This is a genomic window from Flavobacterium sp. NRK F10, from assembly GCF_024054235.1.
GTDB classification, from domain to species: domain Bacteria; phylum Bacteroidota; class Bacteroidia; order Flavobacteriales; family Flavobacteriaceae; genus Flavobacterium; species Flavobacterium sediminis.
Window position 1 is genome coordinate 658,775 of record NZ_JAMXLC010000001.1, and the last position, 19,296, is coordinate 678,070.

Below are 19,296 nucleotides of genomic sequence, written 5' to 3' on the forward strand. Positions count from 1 at the left end.
TTTTTCTATCTTAATAAAAAAGGCTCTAGAGATTTTCTAAAGCCTTTTTTTATTACATTAATCTTCCCGCCAGATATTTCCCTATACGGTACGCAAAATATATTCCGAAGACGACTAGTACCACATTTATAAAAACATACAGCACATACAACAAAGCATCCTGTTCTGAGTTGATACAAAAATCTGATACAATACAGACATCCACTGCTGTTTTCTGAAATTGTGCCATTACAAAACTAATGGCAAGCAATCCCGTTAATACCACCAGTACATACTTCAAGGTATTGCTTTTAGGCTTTTTCCCGGTCGGTTTAAAAACATTGCGCTCTTCCTCAGAACGAACGTTATTTTGTAGTGACCAAATCACTTTCTTAGCTTCACTATCGACATCCATACCTATACATTTAGAATTTTACCTGCTTTGAAACAACAAAGTAAGCCATTTTTTTACTGCAATACAGTAACTAAAGTATCAAAATTTACGGTTTGTTGTTCTCCGGTAACCAGATTTTTAACAGCATACACTCCGTTTTGTATCTCCTCTGTTCCGGCAATCACTGCAAAAGGAATTCCACGCTTATCTGCATGTTGGAACTGTTTCCCTATTTTAGCATTATCCGGATACATTTCTACTTTAAGCCCTTTCTGACGCAATTGCATCACTGCTTTCATAGCATATTTAGCTTCTTCTAAACCAAAATTCAAAAACAAAGCTTTTGAAGTAGCCGTAACCGTTTCCGGAAACAATCCCAATTCTTCGATCACCAATGCAATACGGTCCAAGCCAAACGAAATTCCGACACCACTCATATTCTTTAAACCGAAGATCCCCGTTAAATCGTCATAACGACCACCACCACCAATTGAGCCCATAGCTAATCCTTCCGGAGCTGCTACTTCAAAAATAGCTCCGGTGTAATAATTTAACCCTCGGGCTAAGGTTACATCTAAATTCAAATAAGCCGTTTGCAGGCCTAGTTCCATTACATTTTCGCAAATGAATTTCAACTCCTCAATACCCTTCATTCCTTCTGCAGAAGTAGAAAGCAATTGCGCTAACTTTTCGATCTTCTCGGAAATAGTTCCGGTAAAATGGAACAACGGCTGTACTTTTTCAAGCGCCTCTTCCGAAATGCCTTTGGCGACCATTTCCTTCTTAACGCCTTCTTCCCCTATTTTATCCAATTTATCCAAAGCAACCGTAAAATCGATCAACTTATCAGAAGCACCGATCACTTCAGCAATTCCTGATAATATCTTTCGGTTGTTGATCTTTATCGTAACCCCTTTTAAACCTAAGGCCGTGAAAACCGAATCATACAATTGTACCAATTCCACTTCCTGCCAAAGCGAATTAGAACCTACCACATCGGCATCGCACTGGTAAAACTCTCTGAAACGTCCTTTTTGAGGATTATCGGCACGCCAAACCGGTTGGATCTGATATCTTTTAAACGGGAACTCAATTTCATTTTGGTGTTGCACCACATAACGTGCAAACGGAACCGTCAGATCATAACGCAATGCTTTTTCAGAAATTTTATGGGTAAACTTATTTAACTCAATGCGTTGCTCCACAGTAATATTTTCAGCAGAATTCACCAACAATTCGTTTAATGATTCCGGCAACTCAATTCCTTTTTTACTGTAGAAAAAATTTCCTGAATTCAAGATCTTAAAGATCAATCGGTCGCCTTCTTCCCCGTATTTCCCCATCAGGGTTTCAGAGTTTTCAAAGGAAGGAGTTTCGATCGGTTGGAATCCGAATTTTTCAAAATTCGTTTTTATCGTACTGAAGATATAATTGCGTTTCGCCACTTCAACGGGTGAAAAATCACGTGTTCCTTTTGGTATACTAGGTTTTTGAGCCATTTTCTTTAATTTGCCAATTTAAAAAGTTTGTCCGTTTATCGATCTGAAAAATAAATTTCGAAACTAAAATTTTTCTCCTGCAAATATCGAATTTATTACTGATTCTTAAAAATTATAACGGTAATTCCTGTCCCCTTTTTACTATTTCCCTTTTTTGTGTAACAAAACATAAAAAGTTGAGTCTAATGCTGTATGCGTATAGGATTATTTAAAGAAAACTCAAAGATCGCCGTTGATTCTATTAAGAGCCAGGCATTGCGTACATCATTAACGGTATTGATCATCATGATCGGTATTACTTTTCTGGTAGGGATTCTGACTTTAACCAAGGCGTTGGAAAAAAACCTATTCGGAAATTTTGCTTCAATGGGTGCCAATACTTTTTCGATCAGTCAATACGATTTTTCTGCCGAGATCAACCAAAATGACAGCAAGCAAAAACCCAATCCTATCATCAGTTACCCACAGGCTAAAGAATTCAAAGAACGTTATAATTTTCCTTTTACCTCTACCTCTCTGTCTTTCACTGCCGCTTCGAGCATTGAAGTTAAATATCAGGATCAAAAAACCGATCCGGAAATTACAATTGTAGGGGTCGACGAGAACTTTTGTCCTAACAAAGGGTTGGAAGTCGTAAAAGGGCGAAACCTCACTCCTTTTGACGTTAAGAACAATAATTACGTTTGTATCTTAGGTTCTGACTTTGAAAAAGGACTTTTTAAAGATATGAACCCTTTAGACAAAAGTATTTCCATCAGAGGGGCTAAGTTTAAAGTTATCGGAGTTTTAAAAGAAAAAGGATCCACTTTCGGCAACAGCCAGGACTTACGTGTTCTGATCCCAAATCAGATCGCCCGTTCCTTGTTTTCGGCTCCTAATATAAATTACGACCTTTCAGTAATGGTCAATAATGACAACTTACTTAATGAAGCCGTTGACGATGCTACTTTAATGATGCGAAAAGTACGCCGATTGAATCCGATTGAAAAAAGCAATTTCGGAATTAACCGAAGTGACGATCTGATCCAGCGTTTGGGTGAAAATATTGCTTTCATTAACCTGATCGCAGTAGTGATAGGTGCAATTACCATTTTCGGTTCTACTATTGCCTTGATGAATATCATGCTGGTTTCCGTTACGGAACGCACCCGGGAGATCGGGATCCGTAAATCATTAGGAGCAAAAAAATCGACCATTGCCTGGCAGTTTTTTACTGAAACATTCGTTATCAGTCAGATAGGCGGTGTACTGGGAATACTTTTCGGTATCTTATTAGGATCAATTATAGCCTTAAGTTTCGGTTTTTCATTTGTGATTCCGTGGATGGCTATTATCGCTGCTTTCATCACGACTTTTATCGTTACGATCGTTTCCGGTCTGTATCCGGCATTAAAAGCTGCAAAATTAGATCCGGTTGAAGCTTTGCGTTATGAATAATTATCGAAGTACAAGGGCAGAAGTACGAATTTCAGTGCTTATTTTTTAGGATTCAGATGCTCTTGATGTTTTAATTGATGGTACAACAATAGCTAAAATTTCATTTCATCTTTTATCTTTGCTTTAATCATTCTGTCATTTCCCATCAAGTCTTTACGGAGTTCTATATTTTGATAGCCTAACTGTTTTAACATCTCTATGGTTTCTTTACCTAAATACTGATTGATCTCGAAGAACAATAACCCATTCGGTTTCAAACTTTCTATAGCCAGTTCAGCTATTTTTCGATAAAAAACCAGAGGATCATTATCTTCCACAAACAAAGCCAGATGCGGCTCATAATCCAAAACATTTTTTCGGATCTCTGTTTTCTCTAAATTCCGGACATAAGGCGGATTTGAAACGATGACATCTAATTTAGTTGGTAACAGATCGTTAACCGCTGACAGTTTTTTAAGGTCTTCGACCAATAAAATATCCGCTTGGGTAAAATGCACTTGTGCATTATTTTGCCGGGCGTTTTCATTGGCTACTTTTAAAGCTTCTTCCGAAACGTCAATAGCAAAAACTTCTGCTTCCGGTAAATTGACTTTCAACGAGATCGGAATACATCCGGTTCCGGTTCCGATGTCTAAAATTGAAAACGCAGATCGCAACTCTCCTTGATATAACATCATTTCGCTTTCCGGCTTTCTACTTCCCAAAATCCACTCCACCAGTTCTTCCGTTTCCGGTCTCGGAATCAGTGTATATTCATTAACCTTGAACGGTAACCCGTAAAACCACGCCTCTCCTAAAATATACTGTATGGGTTTTTCTTGCTGTAAGTCGGAAATAATTCTGTTCCAGTCCTCAATACTAGCCACTGAAAAGTCAGGGTTCAACGTAAAGTCAATACGTTTCATTTGATGCAAATGTTCCAGAACCATATAAAAAAACGACTCCGTTTCTCCCTGATCGTAAAGGGTTCCCAATTTACTTTCGAAATGCTTTTTAAGCTCTCTTAATGTCAAAATCTATTTCTTTTTGTTCGGTTTTACAATTCTTTTATCATCCAAACATCACAACTATTATGACCGGTGCAACCAAGCGGCTGATCTAAATATTGAAAACCTACCCTATGGTATAATTTCTGTGCAGCCTTCATAAATGGTAACGTTTCCAGATAGCATTTTTCAAAGCCTTGTTCTTTAGCAAAAACCAAACCTTTCTCAATAATTTCCTGTGCTAAGCCTAAACCTCTTATCTCAGATGCAAAATACATCTTCTGCAATTCACAATATTCCTCCGAAGCATTTTCTAAAGGAGCTATTCCGCCGCCGCCTAGAACTTGCCCATCTTTTTCCACAACATAATAAACCGATCTGGGCTTTTGATATACTTCGTATAAGGTATCCAAAATAGGATCCGCATAGGCCGTACCTGTTTTCGGAGCATCTAATTCATCAAAAATATCTCGAATCACTTTTGCAATTTGAGCATTATCTTTCCATTCTATTTTTCTGATTATCATATCTCACAATTCACTTTGTAAAAATACATAAATTGAGTTCCTTTTTGACTTAAAAATTTCTAAAATCCCTACTTTTGTATCATGACGACCCATGAAAAATACATGCATCGCGCCTTACAATTGGCAAAAAACGGATTAGGAACAACTTATCCCAATCCTATGGTGGGAAGTGTAATTGTTCACCACGGAAAGATCATCGGAGAAGGCTGGCATAAGAGATCCGGAGAACCCCATGCAGAAGTAAATGCTGTAAATTCAGTTAAAGACAAAAGTCTTTTGAAAGAAGCTACTATTTACGTTACACTGGAGCCTTGCAGTCATTTCGGAAAAACACCGCCTTGCTGCGATTTAATCATTGCTAAAGAAATTCCGAATGTAGTCGTCGGCACAATTGATCCTTTTGCCAAAGTAGCCGGAACCGGCATTCAAAAATTAAAAGAAGCCGGAAAAAATGTAACTGTGGGAGTTTTAGAAAAGGAATGCAAAGAACTAAATAAACGCTTTTTTACATTTCACGAGAAAAAGCGTCCGTACATTATCCTAAAGTGGGCCGAAAGCAACGATGGGTTCATTGCTCCTTTAACTAAGGACAGTAACCGTCCCGTTTGGATCACCAATCAATATTCCAGACAATTAGTTCACAAATGGCGTACGGAAGAGCAAAGTATTTTAGTAGGTACTCAAACCGTTTTAGACGATAATCCGGTCTTAAATGCACGGGATTTTTTCGGTAACAATCCTACTCGGATTATCCTTGACCGACAAGGAAAAATACCGGAAAGTTATGCTGTCAAAAACGGAATACAAAAATCAATTATTTACAGTGACACTATTTTTTTAACAAAAAATAATACTATTTCGCATAAAAAAGCTATATTTGATACTCATTTTTTAGACTTTTTAGTATCCGATTTACATCAGGAAGGACTTCAGTCAATTATTATCGAAGGCGGAGCTAAAACTTTACAAAGCTTCATAGATAAAGACCTGTGGGATGAAGCGCGTGTTTTTATCGGAAATATTAGTTTAAAAAATGGAATTACTGCACCCAAAATCCATCGCTTTCCAATTAGTATCGAAAACGTTCAAGGGAACCAATTAAAACAATACAAAAATTATGATTAACACTATACTTTTTGATTTTGGGGATGTCTTCATTAACTTAGACAAAAACGCAACGCCAAATGCTTTAAAGAAACTGGGGTTACTTCAGTGGAATCCGGCTTTAAATGAGCTGAACCAACTCTATGAAACCGGAAAAATAGACGAAGGAACTTTTTTAGAGGGTATTAAACAGTTTGTTCCGAAAGCCCAGATTCATGAGATAAAAGAGGCCTGGAATGCTATCCTGCAAGACTTTCCTTTAGATCGATTGGAATTCCTTCAAATGCTGTCTGACTATCGCTTGCTTTTATTAAGCAATACAGATGCTACACATATTGAACACTTTGAACACAAAGTAGGCGAATCTTTTGCACGAGATTTTTACAGTTGCTTCGAAAAGACTTATTTCTCTTTCGACATAGGGATGCGCAAGCCAGATAAAGAAACTTTCAGACTGGTTATCAATAATCATAATTTAACGCCGAAACGAACTTTATTTATTGACGATAAAAAAGAAAACATTGAGTCGGCTAAAAAATTAGGTTTTAAAACCTGGCATCTGAACCCTACCTCAGAAGATGTGACTCAACTTTTTGAACACCTAAAAAAAACACATGCTTGATCTGGTATTAGCCATTATCTTTTCAGGGCTGCTATTTATCGTTTTTACACTATTCAAAAAGATTAATATCGATGTTTTTCAAGCCATTGTTTTTAACTATATTATTGCCTTCACTACCGGAATGATCCTAAGCCCGGTTGAGATCAATACCGACGAAATATTGCAACAAACCTGGTTTCCCGGAACTCTTTTTTTAGGTTTCTTATTTATTGTTGTTTTTAACATTATGGGGAAAACCGCTCAAGTTAATGGCTTAACAGTAGCTTCCGTTGCCAGCAAAATGTCACTGATAGTTCCCGTACTTTTCGGCATATTATTTTTTAACGAGTCCATCCATTTTAAAAAATTACTGGGAATATTTTTAGCCTTAACAGCAGTTTACTTTGTTTCCAAAAAAGATTCCGGCCAGCTTCGCTTTGATTCATTATTATTACCCTGTCTGTTATTTATAGGTGCCGGAACAATAGATACCGGCATGAATTTTATTCAACGCTTTTACGTTCCCCAAAACGACACGGCTATTTTTTCTGCCTTTACCTTTTTAACGGCTTTCAGTATCGGTATTCTCATTTTGTCTTACCGAATATTCCGAAAACAAACCAGCTTTCATTTTAAAAATATTTTAGGAGGAATCATTTTGGGTATTCCCAACTTCTTTTCTATGTTTTATATGATCAAAGCTTTGCAGACGAAAAATATGGAAAGTGCCACCATTTTTACTTTATTAAATATTGGTGTAATTTTGTTCACCACAATTTTGGGGCTTCTTTTTTTTCAGGAAAAATTAAGCAAACAAAATTTTGCAGGCATCATCATCGCCATCATAGCTTTATTTTTAGTACGATAAATGGATTCAGAGAACACAAAAGACACATACAGAACGCTCGCTCAGGCTTCGCCTGAAATATTATACAAAGAAAAGAACAGTAAATTTTTCGGCTATGCTTTTCCCATTCAAAATGAAGATGAAGTAAAAGACATTTTGACCGAAATAAAGAAGCAACATTTTTCTGCACGCCACTGGTGTTATGCTTTTCAAACCGGAACTGAAAAAATCTACTACAGAGCAAATGACGACGGCGAACCTAACAATACTGCCGGAATGCCTATCTACGGACAGATCCAATCTTTTGACCTTACCAATGTTTTAATTGTAGTTGTCCGGTATTTCGGAGGAGTAAAACTAGGTGTCGGCGGTTTAATCTCAGCCTACCGAACTGCGGCTCAAATGGCTTTAGAAGCCTCAGACATTATCGAAAAAACCATAAACAAACATTTCATCGTTTCCTTCGATTATAAAAACATGAATAAAGTCATGCGAATTATAAAAGAAAAAAACTTAGATATTGTACACCAAAAAATGGAATTGAGTTGTGAAATTGAAATCGCAACCCGAAAAAAAAATGCCGAAACCATATTCGACATTTTCAATACACTTTACGAAGTAACAATTAAAGAAAAAGAATCAGACTAATACTTCTAACTTTTCAGCAAGGTAGCTTGGCGGATAAACCGGACGCCCTGTTTTCATATCTATAAAGACCAGCATTGAATATCCGGTTGTTAATAACTCTCCTTTTTCATTGTAAATTTCGTAGTCAAATTCGATCTTTACGCCGGATTGTTTTTTAAAAATCGTTTTTACCGTTAACAGATCATCATAACGAGCTGATTTTTTATAATTCATTGTAAGAGAAACGACCGGAAGCATAATACCGTTCTCTTCCATCCATTTGTATGAAACCCCTAGGTTTCTCAACCATTCAACCCTTCCCATCTCAAAGTACTGGGCGTAATTTCCATGATAAACTACTCCCATTTGATCGGTTTCCGCATATCGAACTCTTACTTGTAACTGATGTTCTTTCATTGTTAATTTTATCTTAATTTATTCTTAATTTCCCATAAAAGGGTTTACAATATTTTTTTTTAAAAACCAATAGCAGTTTCATTTTTTTTTACAGAAAATTGTTCACATATTTGTTCTCCCAAATCACTTGAAGGTCTCGTGCCTTTTCCTGTAAGATAACCTTTGTTAATCTTTAAAAAGCAACTGTAAAAAAAGAACTTTTATGAATAAAACTGCGCAATCGGTATGGGATAACTGTCTCTCTTTTATAAAGGACAATGTTCAGGAACAAGCCTATAAAACATGGTTTGAACCGATACAGTCAGTTGACCTTAATGAAAACGCATTATCTATTCAAGTTCCCAGTAAATTCTTTTATGAATGGCTGGAAGAACATTATGTTAAGCTCTTAAAAGTTGCTCTTACCAAAGAACTCGGACCAAACGCAAAGTTATTATATAAAATTAAAATGGAAAACCCTTACGGGAACAAACTTCCATTTACCGAACAAATACCAAGTAACAACCGACAAGTCATCAAAACTCAAGAAGTTGATGTTCCTATTGTTCAGAAAAATCCGGAATTAAAAAATCCGTTCATCATTCCCGGCATCAGAAATATCAACATCGATTCGCAATTAAATTCAAATTACAGCTTTGATAATTTCCTTGAAGGTGATTCGAATCGTTTGGCAAGAAGTGCCGGTTTGGCTGTTGCCAACAAACCGGGAGGAACTTCTTTCAACCCGTTATTGATATTCGGGGGCGTAGGTTTAGGAAAAACACACTTAGCACATGCGATCGGTGTGGAAATAAAAGATAAATTCCCAGAAAAAACGGTTTTATATATTTCTGCTGAAATTTTCACACAACAATATATTGATTCCGTTAAGAAAAATACGCGTAATGATTTCATCCATTTCTATCAATTAATTGATGTTCTGATTATTGATGACGTACAATTTTTGTCGGGTAAATCAGGAACTCAGGATGTATTTTTCCATATTTTTAATCACTTGCACCAAAACGGAAAACAGGTTATTTTAACATCTGATAAAGCTCCTGTTGATATGCAGGATATTGAACAACGTTTATTGTCCCGCTTCAAATGGGGATTATCGGCAGAGTTACACCAGCCTGACTTTGAAACCCGTATTTCTATTCTGAAAAATATTTTGTTCAGAGACGGTGTTGAAATACCGGAAGAGATCATCGAATATGTGGCTAAAAACATCAAAAGTAATGTCAGAGAACTAGAAGGAGCCATCATTTCATTAATCGCTCAGTCTTCTTTCAACAAACGAGAAGTAACTATTGATCTGGCAAAACAAGTCGTTGAAAAATTTGTCAAAAATGTTAAACGAGAAATTTCTATCGACTATATTCAAAAAGTAGTTTCTGAATATTTCCAGTTAGACATAGAGACCTTACAGTCTAAAACCAGAAAACGTCACGTGGTTCAGGCCAGACAACTGGCGATGTTCTTTGCTAAAAAATTCACTAAAAATTCTTTAGCCAATATCGGAAGCCAAATCGGTGACCGAGATCACGCCACAGTATTACACGCTTGTAAAACTGTTGATAATCTGGTTACAACTGACAAACAATTCCGTAAATTTGTTGACGATATCAACAAAAAATTATCAATGTAATGCAAACCAAAATTTTAATGGTATGTTTAGGCAATATTTGTCGTTCTCCATTGGCAGAAGGTATATTACAGTCTAAACTTCCCAAACAAAATTTTATAGTTGATTCAGCCGGCACCGGTGGATGGCATGCAGGAGAATTGCCTGACGAACGCTCTATAGCTACAGCACAAGAACATGGTGTAGATATTACTTACCAAAGAGCCAGAAAATTCAGAACAGACGACTTTGAAACATTTGACTATATTTATACAATGGATATGTCAAACTATAAAGACGTTTTATCATTAGCACCGGATGAGGATGCCAAACAAAAAGTAAAATTGATTCTAAACGAACTCTTCCCTGAAGAGAATGTAGAAGTTCCGGATCCTTATTACGGCGGATTAAACGGTTTTGAAAATGTATACCGAATGCTGGATGAAGCCTGTTCAATAATTGCAAAGAATTTACAAAAATGAAACCTGTCACTTTTTTAGGCAAACTTTATCTGATTCCGACTACTTTAGGCGAAATGAACTCTGAAGACGTATTACCGCAAACCATCAAAAGAAGTATCGATTTTATTGATCACTATATTGTAGAAAACGAAAAGACTGCCCGACGTTTTATTAAAAGTGTCCATCCTGATAAAAAACAATCTGAACTAAAAATTTCCCTACTCAATAAGCACACGGAACCCAATGAGTATCAGAACATGATCGCTCCGCTATTACATGGTGAAAATGTTGGTTTAATGAGCGAGGCAGGATGTCCCGGTGTTGCTGATCCGGGTGCTGTAATCGTAAAGATAGCACATGAAAAAGGCATTCAGGTAGTTCCTTTAGTCGGACCAAGCTCTATTTTATTAGCCGTTATGGCAAGTGGTATGAATGGACAAAGCTTTGCTTTTAATGGTTATTTGCCCATTGACGGACATGAAAAGAAGAACACTATCAAGCAATTGGAACGTTTGTCATTTGAAAAAAATCAGTCGCAATTGTTTATAGAAACTCCGTACCGAAATAATAAATTATTTGAAGACCTTATACAGATATTACAACCCGATACTTTATTGTGTATTGCTTGTGATATAACCCTTCCTACTGAATTTATTAAGACCAAAAAGGTTAGTGAGTGGAAAAAAAACAAGGTCGACTTACATAAGCGACCTTGCATTTTCATTATTCACAAAATGTGAAGTTTTTAATCTAATTTTACTTTGGCGTTAGCATCGGCTTCGATTAAAGAAACGTCAAAACCTCCGAACTTTTTCATGTAACTTCTTAAAGAAGTTCCGAAACCATCTTTAAAGCCGTTTGCTCCGTTGCTTCTCAGGTATTTTTTTACAGAACCTGCTCCGGCTAAGTGTGCTGCCGCTAAAATCCCTGATTCTGTAATTACTACTCCGTTCATTTTTCTTCCGGAATATTTTTTAATCTCTTTGCGCAATTCCCATTTATTACGTGCCACTAAAGCTTTGAATGCTTTTTCCTGCCACTCCGGATTGTGCAAAAATTCCTGAAAATCGTAAATACCAACTGTTCTCAATGTACTTCTCCCAAACTGGTATTTCCCCATATATCCGTAAGGGTTTACCAAATTTAAGATTCCTCTTGATTCTCTGAAAGCTATTGCTTCTCTGAATCCTACGAATGTTTTTCCTACATAAGGAAAAATCACATCAAATTCTTCTTCGAATTCATCTTCTGTAGGGACTGTATACACATAGTTTTCATTCTCTTCTAAGTGAAACCCTTCTACTTTTTCAATTTCAAAAGAATTAAATCCCGTTGAAACTAACATTACTAGGATGGTCAATCCAAAAAAATAAGAACCTTTTTTTATCATAAATTTTCATTTCTCAGCGTCTGTCACCCATCTGAAATTTGCGAGGGCAAAGATACGAAAAAAATTATAATATTGATATACAAGGTGTTAAACTTTTCTAAAAGTAGACCAAGTGTCCCTTAACCCCGTTGAAATCACCCAGTTCAAGTGTCGGTGCCGGGATTTTAACTGTATTAAAAAGTGAAAAAACAGTCTTTAAAAAATGTGATTTAGTTTCAATTTTTGTCAGGTCAACATCAAGACTCAGATACAACTGTCGGTTAGGATTTTGAGAAAAACCATCCGCTATTGCTTCTTTGTTATTTCCGTATAGCATCCCTTCAGCGCCGTATCCGACTGCCAGATTTAACCATTTTGGTACGTGTTTATTTTTTATAAAAGAATAAAGATTAAACGAAAGCCAATACGTCTGTCCATTATAATCTTTTAAAAGCTGCTCATTTAATGAACTTCCTAAAGTTTCAGGACGGATTGCAGCATAGGAAGTCTTATGAAAAGAAAATTTCGGAATTATCCTTTGCTCTTTCCACAATAACTCCTGCGTTATATACAAGCCAGTTCCCGAAGCATTGGCAAGCATATCGCCCCATGAAAATCCCCACTCTTGAGAAAATCCGTCGAATACTTCTACAGCCGTCAGAAATCCAAATCCCAAAGTAGCACCGTAACATAATTGCTCTTTTTTAGAAGCTCCACTCCAGGCTAAGAGCTCCGCTCCGAATCGTCCGACATGATATGTTGAATAGAAATGCCCTATTTTATCTAACTGCATCCACTCATTATTATCATTAAAAAAATGGAACTTAGACTGCGGATAATCGGCATACCATAATTGGTTTAGTCCTACTAAAGCTAAACCTGCTGCTGAAGCTTCAATTACATAAACGGTTTTTTTACGAACCTTATTTAAAGAGTCTGAAGGCGTTAGAAATATATTTAATTTGGATTGCGAATAACTAAAAGTCCCCACAAAAAACAGAAAGGAAAACACCAAAAGCTTTACAGGAATAATGCCTTTTCTCGCTTTAATCGTGTCGGTTGCCGATAAATGATATAAATCTATGCCTTGCTTCAAATGATTATCGGTTTATTCCTAATTTATTTACCCATTGCGCATATTTTCTTGCATTGACCTGATGTTGTTCAAAATTGGTTGCAAAGGCATGATATCCCGGTTTATCCGGACTTGCACAAAAATAAATGTAATTATGATCTTCTGCATTCAGTACAGCATCAATTGCAGAAATATCCGGCATGGCTATTGGTCCGGGCGGTAACCCGGCATATTTATAGGTATTATAAGGAGATTCAATAGTTAAATCGGCATGCAGCACTCTTTTTATAACCTGATCAAAATCACCTGATTTTTTTTTCATGGCATAAATAATTGTAGGATCGGCCTGTAAAGGCATTCCAGTATGCAAACGATTCAGGTAAACCCCTGCTACACGAGGTCTTTCATCTACTTTTGCTGTTTCTTTATGTACAATAGATGCTAAAACAGATACTTCAACCGGAGACAGATTTTTATCCATTGCCTTCTGAATACGTCTCGGATTCCAAAAACGTTTGTATTCTTTTGCAAATTTATCGGCTAATTTATTAGCCGGTGTGTTCCAATAAAACTCATACGAATTTGGAATGAACATGGCTAAAATATCCTCTTCTGTAAAGCCGTTTTCCCGCAAAAATTCGGGTGCAGTAAAAGCTTGTACTAAAGCCAGACTATCAGGTTCTAACTGCGTTGCCAGTCGCTGTGCCAGTTTCTCCAAAGTTTCCTGATTGTTAAAAGCTACTTTTACCGGAATATTTTGTCGCAAAGCCCGGATCATATCAAAGCTGTTCATATTTTGCTTTATCAGAAACTTTCCTGCCTTTACATTTCTGTCATACTTCCTTTGTTTGGCTACAAAATCAAATTTGTCCATATTTTTCAAAAACGGAGCTAATTCTTCTTTTGCCTGCTCATAAGTTGAACCTGAAGGAATGTAAACAAAAACTTCCTTTTGATTAAAAGTAGTATTGGGTGTAAAGGCTTTAAAATAAACATAACCGGCTACTGCAAAAGCTACAAACAATCCGGCTACCGCAATTATCAGAACTAATTTCTTTAAATTCAAGGGCTTTATCATTTATCATTAATAATTTGGAACAAAACTTCATCCTTAAACTGACTTCCTATCTTATTCCACTGCTTTTTAACTCCGATTTTTCGGAAACCAAATTTAGTAAAAAGTTGTAAACTAGGTTGATTATCTTCTGCTATATTTGCGTACAACTGGTGCAATTGCAAATGAGTGAATGCATAATCCATCAAAAGCTGTAATGCTTCAGCTCCCACTCCTTTGTGTCTGTCCTGAACCTGATGAATTAAAATTCCGATCCCGGCTCTTGAGTTTTGCGGATCAAAATCAAATAAGTCTATTAAACCTATTGTTTCAGCAGTCTTGCTTTTACAAATGGCTAAGCGCAACTGTTTCGCTTCATATATATCCTGATGGGCATTTTCTAAATACTGTCGGATTAAAAAACGGCTATAGGGTGTTTGTGTATGACTTACTTCCCAGACAGATTCGTCATTCTCTATGGTGTAAATAAACTCCAAATCTTCAGGCTCTAAAGCTCGTAAATAAATATTTTGTCCTCTTAAAGTCATAGATCAGATCTCAATTTCTCCTTTAAAAACAAACTTAGCCGGACCTATTAAAAAGACATCATGGAATTTGCCGTTCTCTTCTTTAAAACTTACTGACAGATCCCCTCCTTCAACTTGTAACTTCACTACGTTTGCAGTTGTTTTTTTATTAGAATACAGCGCAATGGCAACTGCTGTTACCCCGGTACCACAAGACAAGGTTTCATCTTCTACTCCTCTTTCATAAGTCCGTACAGCAAATTTTCCATTCGCTAAAGGTGAAACAAAATTGATATTACTCCCGGCCTTCCCGTATCTATCTGAATAGCGAATCTCAGCCCCTTCTTTTTTTACATCGACATCTCTAACATTACTGACAAACTCTACATGGTGAGGAGAACCCGTATTCAAAAAAGTATATTCATCCGTTATTTTCACTGTATCTACATCAATCATTTGGAGAGACACAATATCATCTGCACTTACAGAAGCAAAATGATAACCGTCAATTGCCTCAAATTCCGCTTTATCCGATACAATTCCTAATTGTTTTGCAAATGCCACCAAACAACGACCGCCATTACCGCACATGGTACTCTCATTTCCGTCAGAATTATAATAAACCATCTTGAAGTTGTATTCCGAATGGTTCTCTAACAAGATCAATCCGTCTGCACCTATTCCAAACCTCCTGTCACATAACTGCGCTACCAGTTTGGTATCATTTTTGGGGAATATATCTTGTCGGTTATCTACCATTACAAAATCATTTCCCGTTCCTTGGTATTTATAAAATGTAAGTTTCATCAATTGCAAAATAGAATAGCAAAAGTAAGGAATATTAATAAGATGTTAAACATTGTTAACCGAGCGTTAAACTGATTTTATGTTAAATTTTTGTCTTTAACTTTACTATGAAATTAAAACAATGAAAGTTATGAAAAAAATAGGAAGTCTTTTTATTGTTTCCCTTTTAAGTGGAATTATTACTCTTGGTGCTTATAAATTATTTTTAGAGCCGAAATCAAATTCTTCATTAACTACTGTTAGCCCGAATTATTCCAAAAATGTTAGTCTCGGAGCTGAAAATGTAGATTTTACGACAGCTGCCGATATGGCCGTACACAGTGTTGTACACGTTAAGAACGTAAGTGTTCGAAAAGTTTACAATCCCATTATGGAATTTTTCTACGGTTCCAAAGGAGGTGTCCAACAACAAGAGCAAATAGGAACCGGTTCCGGAGTAGTTATTTCTGAAGACGGGTATATAGCGACTAATAATCACGTGGTTCAGGATGCAACGGATCTGGAGGTTACTCTTAACAATAATAAGACATACAAAGCTAAACTGGTAGGCACTGATTCTAAAATGGATATTGCCCTTTTGAAAATTGATGCCGATGAAAAATTACCTTATATGGTGTTTGGTGATTCTGATGCTATTAAAGTAGGTGAATGGGTTTTAGCTGTCGGTAATCCCTACAACCTAACCTCTACCGTTACAGCAGGAATCGTTTCTGCTAAAGCAAGAGATCTGAGCAACGAGGGTTTACAGTCATTTATTCAGACCGATGCTGCCGTTAATCCCGGAAACAGCGGAGGTGCTTTAGTTAATACTAACGGAGAACTAATCGGGATCAACACTATGATATCTTCTCCTACCGGAAGTTATGCCGGATACTCGTTTGCAGTCCCTTCAAATATTACCCGTAAAATCATTGAAGATTTAATGCAGTTCGGTAATGTACAAAGAGGTGTTTTAGGAGTTCAGGGATCTGAATTAAACAGTGCCGTTGCCGAACATTTTGGCATTAATGAAACGCAAGGTTTCTATATCAACGAAATAACTAAAAAATCCGGTGCTGAGAAAGCAGGTTTAAAAGAAGGTGATGTAATTGTAAAACTGGATACTAAAAAAATCAACGGTTTTTCTGATCTTTCTTCCTACATTAATACCAAACGACCTAATGATGTTGTTAATGTTACCATCATCAGAGACGAAAAAGAGAAAACAATTCCTGTGACACTGACTAAAAAAGAATTAATCACTTACGAAGCTAAAGGAATTGAGTTTGAAGATATCAGTTCAAACGACAAAAAAGAATACGGTATCAATTATGGTGTTAAGATTAAAAAGATCACTAATGAAGATCTCATTGATTATGCAAATGAATTAGAAGGAAGCATTATTCTGAGTGTGGATAACGTAAAAGCTAAAGATGTTGAAACCGTCACCAAACTTTTAAATGGGAAAGACAAACAACGTTCCCGATATGAAATACTCACAAAAAACGGAAAGATTGTTCGAATTATCTTTTAATTGATTTTAATTTGATTTTCAACCACGCCTTAGCGTGGTTTTTTTATGCAAAAATATTTTACGAAAACGTTTGAAATAAGTATTTTTGCCCCGAATTAAAAAAACAACACATATTCTTAACTTACATGAACAATAACGCTTTATACGAAAAAGAGCTGGCTTTTCAAGCAGACAGAAGAAAAGCTTGTGTAGAATTTATCAGAATAATAAGCGATTTATGGTATGACAAATCAATTGAATTGGTACTCTTCAGAAACCAATTAATTGACCGTAACGTAAGCGATATTATTAACTTGCATGAATATGCAGGTGAATTTGTTCAAAAACCGATCAATGTTTTTGACTCTGTGGAAATTGCCCGTGCAATTGAAAGCCTTGACTTACCGCCTTCAAAAATTGACATTGGTAAATTGACTTATGAATATCATTTAGAAGATGATAAATACAACGATGCCAAAGCTTTTGTCATTGATAAATTAAAAGACGCTAAAGATTACTCTGAGATCAAACCAAAAGATGTGGTTCTTTATGGTTTCGGGCGTATCGGACGTTTACTGGCTCGTGAAATGATGAGTAAAATAGGTAAAGGTCAACAATTGCGTTTAAGAGCTATTGTTACCCGAGATAAAACCGATGCTGTTTTATTAGAGAAAAGGGCTTCTTTATTACGTCATGATTCCGTTCACGGTGATTTTGAAGGCTCTGTTCATGCCGATGTTGAAAACAATGCTTTAACAATCAATGGCACAACCGTTCATATTATTACGGCTAATACTCCGGAAGACATTGATTATACACAATATGGTATAGACGATGCTTTAGTAATTGATAACACCGGTGCTTTTACAACAGAAGAAGCTTTGAAACGCCATTTAACATCAAAAGGTGTGGACAAAGTTTTACTAACTGCTCCCGGCAAAGGAGTTCCTAACATTGTTTATGGTGTAAACCATTTGGAATACAATCCGGACGAGGTTAAAATTTATTCCGCAGCTTCTTGTACCACTAACGCTATTACTCCGGTTTTAGCTGCTTTAGAAGATACTTTAGGTGTTGTGAGAGGTCACTTAGAAACTATCCATGCTTATACGAACGACCAGAACTTGGTTGACAATATGCACAAAAAATACCGTCGCGGTAGAGCTGCTGCTTTAAATATGGTAATTACCGAGACCGGTGCCGGAAGTGCTGTTGCAAAGGCATTGCCTAGCTTAACCGGTAAATTGACTTCTAATGCTATCAGAGTACCTGTTCCGAACGGTTCGCTGGTTGTGTTAAATTTAGAAGTAGAAAAGGCTACTACTAAAGAAGATCTGAATAATATTATGAGAAAATATGCTCTGGAAGGAAGTCTGGTTGAGCAAATTAAATTTTCACTCAATAACGAATTGGTATCGTCAGATATCGTAGGGACTTCGGCTCCTTCAATTTTTGACAGTAATGCTACAATTGTTGCCCCTGACGGTAAGAATGTAGTGATGTATGTTTGGTACGATAACGAATACGGATACAGCCATCAGGTAATTCGTTTGGCCAAATATGTCTCTAAAGTTAGAAGATATACTTACTATTAATATCTTTATAGAACATTGGTTATGATTAAAAATCCGGCTTAAAGGCCGGATTTTTTTAGTGAAAAACAAAAAAAATAATAATACTGAAGGTTAATAGTGCCAATAATACTCCGTTGAAAAAGTATCGTTGCTCCCGGAAGGAGGCGATACAAAACCTTTTGTATAAACTGTATAGATACGGTTTCCGTATAAATTCATTGATGTATCGGAAAACAGTGTGATCCCTGTTGCAGTATCTGAAAATGTAAAATCGTATTCTCCGTCTTCAAACTCTATAAAACCCGAAACTTCTTTAAAACCCAGTTCAGTTACTACATTACCCGAACTTACAGAAACTGTGATTGGCTGGCTATCCGGAGATAAATTAATAAAACGAACTGCAGCATGCGACGAGTTGGGATTAACATTCTCTTCTACATCGACAAATAACTCGATCTGATTAAATGTATTAACTGCAAAGAGACCAAAGACCTGATGATCCTCTACTACAAATTCTGTTGAAGCTAAGGTATCGCCGGACGTATTTAACAGTGAAAATAATCGTTCTCCTAAAGAAAAATTAAAATACCCCACTGCCGTTCCGTAATTTATCGCCCCTGAATTGATCTGATTCTCATCAGCATGAAAATAGAGATCACCGCTATTCGGACTTGCATTTACCAAAATACCGTGAGCCACATCAGGGTTTTCAATATAATAATAGTATACATCATCATTGTTGTCACAAGAGACTAACGTTAACCCCAGAAAAAATAAAGTCATACTTTTCAAAATAATTCTTTTCATAGCAATTTTATTTAAATTTCAAACACATTTATTTTATAATCCAAATGTAATTTTTCCTTATTCTTCTTTTTATCTGAAAAGTATGAATTGCCCAAATCAAAACTTA

General features: G+C 36.3%; 21 protein-coding genes. 10 read left to right on the top strand and 11 right to left on the bottom strand.

Translation table 11 applies throughout. The features are described 5' to 3' along the window. Nucleotides 1-52: 52 nt before the first annotated feature. Nucleotides 53-394 carry a hypothetical protein gene (locus tag NHF50_RS03110; RefSeq protein WP_109568304.1) on the bottom strand — a complete coding sequence of 114 codons (342 nt, stop codon included), beginning with the start codon at nt 392-394 and terminating at the stop codon, nt 53-55. 53 nt (nt 395-447) lie between these two features. Then, nucleotides 448-1,872, bottom strand: a complete 1,425-nt coding sequence (gene hisS / locus NHF50_RS03115; protein ID WP_252775025.1) for a histidine--tRNA ligase — start codon at nt 1,870-1,872, stop codon at nt 448-450. 192 nt (nt 1,873-2,064) lie between these two features. Between hisS and NHF50_RS03120 the strand changes: the two genes are divergently transcribed. Continuing rightward, a complete protein-coding gene (locus NHF50_RS03120) occupies nt 2,065-3,309 on the top strand; it encodes an ABC transporter permease (protein ID WP_109568306.1) in 1,245 nt (414 codons plus the stop codon). A 92-nt stretch (nt 3,310-3,401) separates the two neighbouring features. Here the strand turns inward: NHF50_RS03120 and prmC are convergent, their stop codons facing one another. Together prmC and NHF50_RS03130 are read right to left on the bottom strand one after the other, a co-directional pair. Further along, on the bottom strand, nt 3,402-4,322 hold the full coding sequence (prmC, locus tag NHF50_RS03125) for a peptide chain release factor N(5)-glutamine methyltransferase (RefSeq protein ID WP_252775026.1): 921 nt from the start codon (nt 4,320-4,322) through the stop codon (nt 3,402-3,404). A 23-nt stretch (nt 4,323-4,345) separates the two neighbouring features. Next, on the bottom strand, nt 4,346-4,822 hold the full coding sequence (locus NHF50_RS03130; RefSeq protein WP_252775027.1) for a GNAT family N-acetyltransferase: 477 nt from the start codon (nt 4,820-4,822) through the stop codon (nt 4,346-4,348). Between the two features lie 81 nt (nt 4,823-4,903). Between NHF50_RS03130 and ribD the strand changes: the two genes are divergently transcribed. Genes ribD through NHF50_RS03150 form a run of 4 tightly spaced genes read left to right on the top strand, consistent with a single transcriptional unit; the run spans nt 4,904 to nt 8,022 of the window. Then, nucleotides 4,904-5,947: a bifunctional diaminohydroxyphosphoribosylaminopyrimidine deaminase/5-amino-6-(5-phosphoribosylamino)uracil reductase RibD gene (gene ribD / locus NHF50_RS03135; protein ID WP_252775028.1), complete on the top strand. Its 1,044-nt coding sequence runs from the start codon at nt 4,904-4,906 to the stop codon at nt 5,945-5,947. Continuing rightward, nucleotides 5,940-6,548 carry an HAD family phosphatase gene (locus NHF50_RS03140; protein WP_252775029.1) on the top strand — a complete coding sequence of 203 codons (609 nt, stop codon included), beginning with the start codon at nt 5,940-5,942 and terminating at the stop codon, nt 6,546-6,548. The genes ribD and NHF50_RS03140 overlap by 8 nt, the downstream gene beginning before the upstream one ends. Further along, nucleotides 6,541-7,395, top strand: coding sequence for an EamA family transporter (locus tag NHF50_RS03145; RefSeq protein ID WP_252775030.1), 855 nt, complete (start codon nt 6,541-6,543; stop codon nt 7,393-7,395). Before NHF50_RS03140 ends, NHF50_RS03145 begins: the two co-directional genes overlap by 8 nt. Further along, on the top strand, nt 7,396-8,022 hold the full coding sequence (locus tag NHF50_RS03150; RefSeq protein WP_252775031.1) for a YigZ family protein: 627 nt from the start codon (nt 7,396-7,398) through the stop codon (nt 8,020-8,022). It begins immediately after the preceding gene. Here the strand turns inward: NHF50_RS03150 and NHF50_RS03155 are convergent. Then, nucleotides 8,014-8,418, bottom strand: coding sequence for a thioesterase family protein (locus NHF50_RS03155; RefSeq protein ID WP_252775032.1), 405 nt, complete (start codon nt 8,416-8,418; stop codon nt 8,014-8,016). The genes NHF50_RS03150 and NHF50_RS03155 overlap by 9 nt on opposite strands. Before the next feature lie 202 nt (nt 8,419-8,620). Between NHF50_RS03155 and dnaA the strand changes: the two genes are divergently transcribed. Genes dnaA through NHF50_RS03170 form a run of 3 tightly spaced genes read left to right on the top strand, consistent with a single transcriptional unit; the run spans nt 8,621 to nt 11,225 of the window. Next, entirely contained in the window at nt 8,621-10,048 is a 1,428-nt protein-coding gene (dnaA, locus tag NHF50_RS03160; RefSeq protein WP_252775033.1) for a chromosomal replication initiator protein DnaA, read from the top strand. Beyond that, nucleotides 10,048-10,506, top strand: a complete 459-nt coding sequence (locus tag NHF50_RS03165; protein ID WP_109568312.1) for a low molecular weight protein-tyrosine-phosphatase — start codon at nt 10,048-10,050, stop codon at nt 10,504-10,506. Before dnaA ends, NHF50_RS03165 begins: the two co-directional genes overlap by 1 nt. Then, nucleotides 10,503-11,225 carry an SAM-dependent methyltransferase gene (locus tag NHF50_RS03170; RefSeq protein ID WP_252775034.1) on the top strand — a complete coding sequence of 241 codons (723 nt, stop codon included), beginning with the start codon at nt 10,503-10,505 and terminating at the stop codon, nt 11,223-11,225. The genes NHF50_RS03165 and NHF50_RS03170 overlap by 4 nt, the downstream gene beginning before the upstream one ends. Nucleotides 11,226-11,230: 5 nt before the next feature. Here the strand turns inward: NHF50_RS03170 and NHF50_RS03175 are convergent, their stop codons facing one another. The 5 genes from NHF50_RS03175 to dapF all read right to left on the bottom strand — a co-directional run bounded on the left by NHF50_RS03175 (nt 11,231) and on the right by dapF (nt 15,317). Continuing rightward, on the bottom strand, nt 11,231-11,875 hold the full coding sequence (locus tag NHF50_RS03175; RefSeq protein WP_109568314.1) for a peptidoglycan-binding protein LysM: 645 nt from the start codon (nt 11,873-11,875) through the stop codon (nt 11,231-11,233). 97 nt (nt 11,876-11,972) lie between these two features. Next, nucleotides 11,973-12,845 (bottom strand): DUF2279 domain-containing protein, encoded by an 873-nt coding sequence (locus NHF50_RS03180; protein WP_252777300.1) that lies wholly within the window; start codon nt 12,843-12,845, stop codon nt 11,973-11,975. 109 nt (nt 12,846-12,954) lie between these two features. After that, the gene (mltG, locus tag NHF50_RS03185; RefSeq protein WP_252775035.1) at nt 12,955-13,995 is read right to left on the bottom strand and encodes an endolytic transglycosylase MltG; all 1,041 of its coding nucleotides are present in this window, start codon (nt 13,993-13,995) and stop codon (nt 12,955-12,957) included. Between the two features lie 8 nt (nt 13,996-14,003). Next, complete coding sequence (locus tag NHF50_RS03190; RefSeq protein ID WP_252775036.1) at nt 14,004-14,531, bottom strand: GNAT family N-acetyltransferase; 528 nt, start codon at nt 14,529-14,531, stop codon at nt 14,004-14,006. Between the two features lie 3 nt (nt 14,532-14,534). Continuing rightward, nucleotides 14,535-15,317: a diaminopimelate epimerase gene (gene dapF / locus NHF50_RS03195; protein ID WP_252775037.1), complete on the bottom strand. Its 783-nt coding sequence runs from the start codon at nt 15,315-15,317 to the stop codon at nt 14,535-14,537. A 130-nt stretch (nt 15,318-15,447) separates the two neighbouring features. On the opposite strand from dapF, the gene NHF50_RS03200 reads away from it, so the two are divergent. Together NHF50_RS03200 and NHF50_RS03205 are read left to right on the top strand one after the other, a co-directional pair. Continuing rightward, nucleotides 15,448-16,830, top strand: coding sequence for a Do family serine endopeptidase (locus NHF50_RS03200; protein ID WP_252775038.1), 1,383 nt, complete (start codon nt 15,448-15,450; stop codon nt 16,828-16,830). Between the two features lie 125 nt (nt 16,831-16,955). Then, nucleotides 16,956-18,404, top strand: a complete 1,449-nt coding sequence (locus tag NHF50_RS03205) for a glyceraldehyde-3-phosphate dehydrogenase (RefSeq protein ID WP_109568317.1) — start codon at nt 16,956-16,958, stop codon at nt 18,402-18,404. 90 nt (nt 18,405-18,494) lie between these two features. Here the strand turns inward: NHF50_RS03205 and NHF50_RS03210 are convergent, their stop codons facing one another. Then, nucleotides 18,495-19,190, bottom strand: a complete 696-nt coding sequence (locus NHF50_RS03210) for a DUF4397 domain-containing protein (protein WP_252775039.1) — start codon at nt 19,188-19,190, stop codon at nt 18,495-18,497. Nucleotides 19,191-19,296: the final 106 nt, after the last annotated feature.

Coding starts and splice junctions, on each gene's coding strand:
- NHF50_RS03110 (WP_109568304.1), bottom strand. CDS start 394: ATGGATGTCGATAGTGAAGCTAAGAAAGTGATTTGGTCACTACAAAAT.
- hisS (WP_252775025.1), bottom strand. CDS start 1,872: ATGGCTCAAAAACCTAGTATACCAAAAGGAACACGTGATTTTTCACCC.
- NHF50_RS03120 (WP_109568306.1), top strand. CDS start 2,065: ATGCGTATAGGATTATTTAAAGAAAACTCAAAGATCGCCGTTGATTCT.
- NHF50_RS03130 (WP_252775027.1), bottom strand. CDS start 4,822: ATGATAATCAGAAAAATAGAATGGAAAGATAATGCTCAAATTGCAAAA.
- ribD (WP_252775028.1), top strand. CDS start 4,904: ATGACGACCCATGAAAAATACATGCATCGCGCCTTACAATTGGCAAAA.
- NHF50_RS03140 (WP_252775029.1), top strand. CDS start 5,940: ATGATTAACACTATACTTTTTGATTTTGGGGATGTCTTCATTAACTTA.
- NHF50_RS03145 (WP_252775030.1), top strand. CDS start 6,541: ATGCTTGATCTGGTATTAGCCATTATCTTTTCAGGGCTGCTATTTATC.
- NHF50_RS03150 (WP_252775031.1), top strand. CDS start 7,396: ATGGATTCAGAGAACACAAAAGACACATACAGAACGCTCGCTCAGGCT.
- NHF50_RS03155 (WP_252775032.1), bottom strand. CDS start 8,418: ATGAAAGAACATCAGTTACAAGTAAGAGTTCGATATGCGGAAACCGAT.
- dnaA (WP_252775033.1), top strand. CDS start 8,621: ATGAATAAAACTGCGCAATCGGTATGGGATAACTGTCTCTCTTTTATA.
- NHF50_RS03165 (WP_109568312.1), top strand. CDS start 10,048: ATGCAAACCAAAATTTTAATGGTATGTTTAGGCAATATTTGTCGTTCT.
- NHF50_RS03170 (WP_252775034.1), top strand. CDS start 10,503: ATGAAACCTGTCACTTTTTTAGGCAAACTTTATCTGATTCCGACTACT.
- NHF50_RS03175 (WP_109568314.1), bottom strand. CDS start 11,875: ATGATAAAAAAAGGTTCTTATTTTTTTGGATTGACCATCCTAGTAATG.
- NHF50_RS03190 (WP_252775036.1), bottom strand. CDS start 14,531: ATGACTTTAAGAGGACAAAATATTTATTTACGAGCTTTAGAGCCTGAA.
- dapF (WP_252775037.1), bottom strand. CDS start 15,317: ATGAAACTTACATTTTATAAATACCAAGGAACGGGAAATGATTTTGTA.
- NHF50_RS03200 (WP_252775038.1), top strand. CDS start 15,448: ATGAAAAAAATAGGAAGTCTTTTTATTGTTTCCCTTTTAAGTGGAATT.
- NHF50_RS03205 (WP_109568317.1), top strand. CDS start 16,956: ATGAACAATAACGCTTTATACGAAAAAGAGCTGGCTTTTCAAGCAGAC.
- NHF50_RS03210 (WP_252775039.1), bottom strand. CDS start 19,190: ATGAAAAGAATTATTTTGAAAAGTATGACTTTATTTTTTCTGGGGTTA.